We start from the raw sequence: 4,752 nt of genomic DNA, 5'->3' as shown, positions 1-4,752 counted from the left end.
CTTTCAACTAAAAATTGAACTGGCAATTTTAGTCTATAATTTAGGATTTTTTAATTTTGTGACGAACTAGCACCACGCGTCTTTAAAATATTAACCTTTAAATCAAATTGCCTTACCAATAAAAATAGCCCTTCAAGTATTAATTACAATTCTTATTGTAATCAGTACGCGAAAGGCTTCTACTCATAATTTCTGAACAAATTCTTAAGGATTCTCAGAATTAGCTCTTGTTCTTTTTTAAAGTTACAACAAAACAACTGCCATGGGGTACATTGTCTTGTACTTTAATCTCGCCATGGTTCAGCTCAACCAACTGTGCCGTGATTGCTAACCCAAGTCCTGAACCATTAATTTTTTGAGAACGAGATTGATCTGCACGATAAAAGCGATCAAAAATGTGCCACTTATCTTGACCCTTGATTCCAGCTCCTTCATCATTAACTTTAACTTGAATATCATTAAATCGATCGGTTACTTCAATACTAATGGTCGACTTAGCAGGTGAATATTTATGCGCATTATCTAATAATGCAGTTATAATCTGCTCGACACTATCCTGATTAGCATAAACAATAATATTATTCGTGTCCTTCAAAATCAAATGCTGCGTAATTTGTTGCCGATAATTCTTGCAAATCTTGCTCAATAAACTGCTTAAATTGAAATGTTTCAATTCCAATTTAGCATGATCCATTCGCGATAATTGTAATAGATTTTCAATCAATCGCTGCATTCGCAAGGATTCTGAATCAATATAGGCCAGTGATGTAGGTACTATATCAGGATGCTTTTCGCCATGTCGGTGAATCAAACTAATATGTCCCCGAATCCCCGCCAATGGTGTTCTTAATTCATGTGAGGCATCTGAAACAAATTGATGTTCATGTAGCACCTGTTTATTAAGTGTCCCCAGCAATCGATTAAATTCAATACTTAAATCATGTACCTCTTGCGGATTATCAAAAATTGGTAGCGATTCATGGTAGGTAATGTTTTCAGTGTTATTAATTTTGTGAGTTGCTGTCGTCAAATCTACTAATGGCTTATTAAGTCGCTGTGCCAATCTAGAGATGAACCATAATCCGATTAAAAAGCTAAACGCTACTATCAAACTAATTGTTTCTAAGATTTCTTCAAAAAGATGAACAACATTATTTAAGCTTAACCAAATTTCATATTTAATTTTTGGTTGTTCGTTAGTATTGTGACCACTACGATCATAATCAACTGTGTGATAATAAACGCCTTGTTCAGATCGATATTGAATATTTTTTAACAGTGGCCATGAATGAAATTTTTCGTTTAAGAATGCTTTAGTGTGAGGTGAGTAAAACTCTTTTTGCGCTTGATTAGGAATATTTACTTTCACTTTTACAAAAGTATTACTCGTATCAAGTGTGCTCTCGCTTCTCCAGAGAATCCAATCTGGTTTATTATCAACGAGTGACCGTTTTAAAACTATCATCAAAGACTCGGCATCTTTACGTTTATTACTGACTAATCGATAACCAACGATGGTAATAATTGAGCTGCTCATTAATAATGTAATTAGAATTAAAATAATGGCATATGATTTAGTAATCTGTGCCGCATTTGTATTACTATTTTTCTTTTTTTTCATTAACATTATCGTCTCTCAGTGTATAACCTACCCCACGAACAGTATGAATTAACGGCTTATTTTCAAAGTCAATTTTATTTCGTAAATAACGAATATAGACATCAACGATATTTAACTGCCCTTGAAAATCTACCCCCCACACTAGATTCAAGAGCTCATCACGAGTCAAAGTTTCTTCCTTATGCTTAATCAAACTTAATAATAAATCATATTCTCGTTGGGTCAATTGAATTACTTTACCAGCTCGACGAACCTGACGAGATTTTGTATCAAGCAATAAATCGGCTATTTTATAACTTGTTTGGGATGCGTTATTTTGTTTTTTATCTCGCCTTAAGGCCACTCGTATACGTGCTAATAGTTCCTCAATTTCAAATGGTTTTGTAATATAATCATCCGCACCATTGTCTAGTCCAGCTACTTTATCTCCAACATAATCACGTGCCGTCATCATAATTATTGGCACATCATCGTGCCTTCGAATTCGTCGCATTACTTCTAATCCATCTAACTTTGGCAACATCCAGTCCAATAAAATTAAATTGATTTGCCTGGATTTACTCGTGTAATCGGTCAAGGCCTCTTTACCATCTCTGGCAACAATTACAGCATAATCCTCAAATTTCAACTCCGTCTGCAAAAAAGAAATTAGACTTTCCTCATCTTCAACTAATAAAATTGTTCTTCTCATTTTAGACTTCTCCTCAATCCAACTCATTTCATCAAATTACACATACTTTGCAATTACACTCACCTAGGACTATAAAGTGAAACAGTAAAAAAAGTCAATGCTCCTTTGAGAAACATTACTGCGACATAAACGATTCGGCTAAAAAGTCTTAAAAATTACTTCTACTAATATTTTCTGACGAATAAACAAGCTCTAATCTAAATATTTAACGCCAAAAATGGCAACTCCTAGCAAAATAAAATTTTACTGCAGTCGCCATTTTTATCTGTTATTAAATTTTATTTATAGTCGTCACTCGCCAAGTAAATAGAGTTGCTAACTTGCCATCACAGCCTTCGTTGGTTCAAGGTCCAGCTGCATATGGTAATATTTATGATCGCCAATTAACTTTGTCCCCACAGTTTCGTAATCAAAGCGCTGGTACAATTTTTTCGCACTAGGATTAGCAAAATCAACATTCAAACCAATTGTTGTCATGTCGTCACGTTGAACGTAATTCGGCAATGCCTTTAGAAGCTTACCACCAATACCGTGCCCCTGATAATTTGGATCCACAGCAATCGAATCCAAGTACCATTCATCCGTAAAAGTTTCTGACTCAAGCTCTAAAGGCTCAACAGCAAAAGCAGCGTTTTTAGCGGATAGGCGCGTCATAACAGCATCAACAGCGTCCTCATTTTCATCAGGATAACCAAATGCTACCCCAACAATTCGGTGATTAATTTCGGCCACCACGGTCGTTGCCTTACCAGACAGATAAGCATCCGTTTGGTAAGCGGCCCTGATGACCTTCAGCAGGTCACCGTCAGGAACGTCTTCGAGCTCTTCCAACTGCATTTCGTCATAAATAAGATTGATAAGTGGGGCGATCTGGCCCGCGTCATCTTTCTGTGCTTCTCTAATTATCAAAAAATTCCCTCCGTATCATACCTCGGCATCCACAAACACATTTAATGATTGGATTAAATGCAGTTTACTGTTCATGACCTATCGTATGTAATTATTAGTATAGCTAAGGAAGAAATTCATGTCAAAAAGATAGCCTTGATTAAAGCGCTTTCTTGAAAACTAATTATTTAACTTAGGGCGCTTTTCAAAACACTCTCGCTCTAATTGCTGCAGGTGGGGTAATAAAACGGCTTGTGGTTGATAGCCCGTGACCCGCTGGTAGGGCCTTCCCTGCCAAAAAATCATTAACGTTGGTAGGCCCTGAACGCCGCACGCCTTGGTACTTTGTGGATTCTGATCCACATTTAAGCGAACTACCTTTAATGCGGAAATATTTTGCTCGCAAGCTAGTAGAATTGGGGTCATCTTCTGACATGGCGCACACCATGCCGCCCAAAAATCCACCAAAATAAAACCGGCCGCCGTCGCCGTGACAAAGCTTTTATCAGTAATATTCTTGGCCATTTTTCAGTATCACTTTCTATAAATGGTTGTAAACTGGTTGACTTAAGAAACTAGTATCATTCCACCGAATTTTTTTGTATTGCCGACCGTCACTAGTCGTCAAAACACTGATACTGGTGTTATCAATGTAGCCATCCGCCAATAATTGATCGTAGGGCACCCCTAATAGACTGCGCATTAAGATTGTCAACATCGTTCCGTGCCCAACAAAAAGAAGTGTTTGATCATTATCGGCTGAGACAACTTGCTGCATAAAGCCGACACCACGCTGAACAACTGTTTGAAAAGGCTCGCCATTAAAACTAGCTGGGTTAAAAGCACTTGGCGCGTGAACAAAATTATAATATTGGGGGTGATCAGTGTAATCTTTAATTCGATGACCTTCCCAATCACCTAAGCTCATTTCACGCAGTGGCTCGGCCAATCGAATTGGTTGTGGCGTTTCCAGTTGAGCATTATTCTGCTGTAACACTACTTCGGCGGTTGCAACCGCACGCATTTGTGGACTAGCATAAATACGATCAAATAAAATGTTTTGTAAGGACTCGCCTGCTTCCTTGGCACCACGAATTCCAATTGGCATTAAGGGTGTATCAACTAAGGCACCATTTACACGGCCTTGAGCATTCATTTGAGTAACACCGTGGCGAATAAAATAACAAGTCGTCATGTCACTATCTCCATTTCTTTTACTATCTTTGCCTATCATAGTAATTTATCGGCAAAGATGCAAAACAAAATTTAGGCCTAATGTTCCGAAATTATTTTTTTAAGTACTTCTGTGACTAAATTAGATCATGTTTGAAAAAATGTCACTTTAATTAACGACATTTTTTGTAGTATTCGTCAATCAGCTTTAAAAGATTACATTAAGAAAGGTTTCTAATTGACGTTAAACCGGTATAATGATTTTATAGAGTTAGGTCGTATAACTTAGTCACTTTTTAATTGAGTGTTTAAATAATTATGTGTAAATGATTTATTGAGAATTGAAAAAGGGAAGCCTCTCCCTTATGATAGTTAGCGT

At 37.0% G+C, this 4,752-nt stretch carries 5 protein-coding genes; all 5 read right to left on the bottom strand.

The features are described 5' to 3' along the window. Positions 1–220: 220 nt before the first annotated feature. The 5 genes from EKM61_RS11365 to EKM61_RS11345 all read right to left on the bottom strand — a co-directional run bounded on the left by EKM61_RS11365 (position 221) and on the right by EKM61_RS11345 (position 4,395). Complete coding sequence (locus EKM61_RS11365) at positions 221–1,621, bottom strand: sensor histidine kinase (RefSeq protein ID WP_225359786.1); 1,401 nt, start codon at positions 1,619–1,621, stop codon at positions 221–223. After that, entirely contained in the window at positions 1,602–2,312 is a 711-nt protein-coding gene (locus EKM61_RS11360; RefSeq protein WP_068222192.1) for a response regulator transcription factor, read from the bottom strand. The genes EKM61_RS11365 and EKM61_RS11360 overlap by 20 nt, the downstream gene beginning before the upstream one ends. Before the next feature lie 315 nt (positions 2,313–2,627). Next, positions 2,628–3,221 carry a GNAT family N-acetyltransferase gene (locus EKM61_RS11355; RefSeq protein ID WP_068222189.1) on the bottom strand — a complete coding sequence of 198 codons (594 nt, stop codon included), beginning with the start codon at positions 3,219–3,221 and terminating at the stop codon, positions 2,628–2,630. Between the two features lie 159 nt (positions 3,222–3,380). Further along, complete coding sequence (locus EKM61_RS11350; RefSeq protein ID WP_068222186.1) at positions 3,381–3,725, bottom strand: thioredoxin family protein; 345 nt, start codon at positions 3,723–3,725, stop codon at positions 3,381–3,383. A 16-nt stretch (positions 3,726–3,741) separates the two neighbouring features. Next, positions 3,742–4,395 carry a histidine phosphatase family protein gene (locus EKM61_RS11345; RefSeq protein WP_068222182.1) on the bottom strand — a complete coding sequence of 218 codons (654 nt, stop codon included), beginning with the start codon at positions 4,393–4,395 and terminating at the stop codon, positions 3,742–3,744. Between the last annotated feature and the right edge of the window lie 357 nt (positions 4,396–4,752).

The organism is Loigolactobacillus backii (genome assembly GCF_003946275.1).
In the GTDB taxonomy this organism is placed as follows: Bacteria; Bacillota; Bacilli; order Lactobacillales; family Lactobacillaceae; genus Loigolactobacillus; species Loigolactobacillus backii.
The sequence above is the reverse complement of the archived record's forward strand: the minus strand, read 5'-3'. Positions and strand labels throughout refer to the sequence as shown.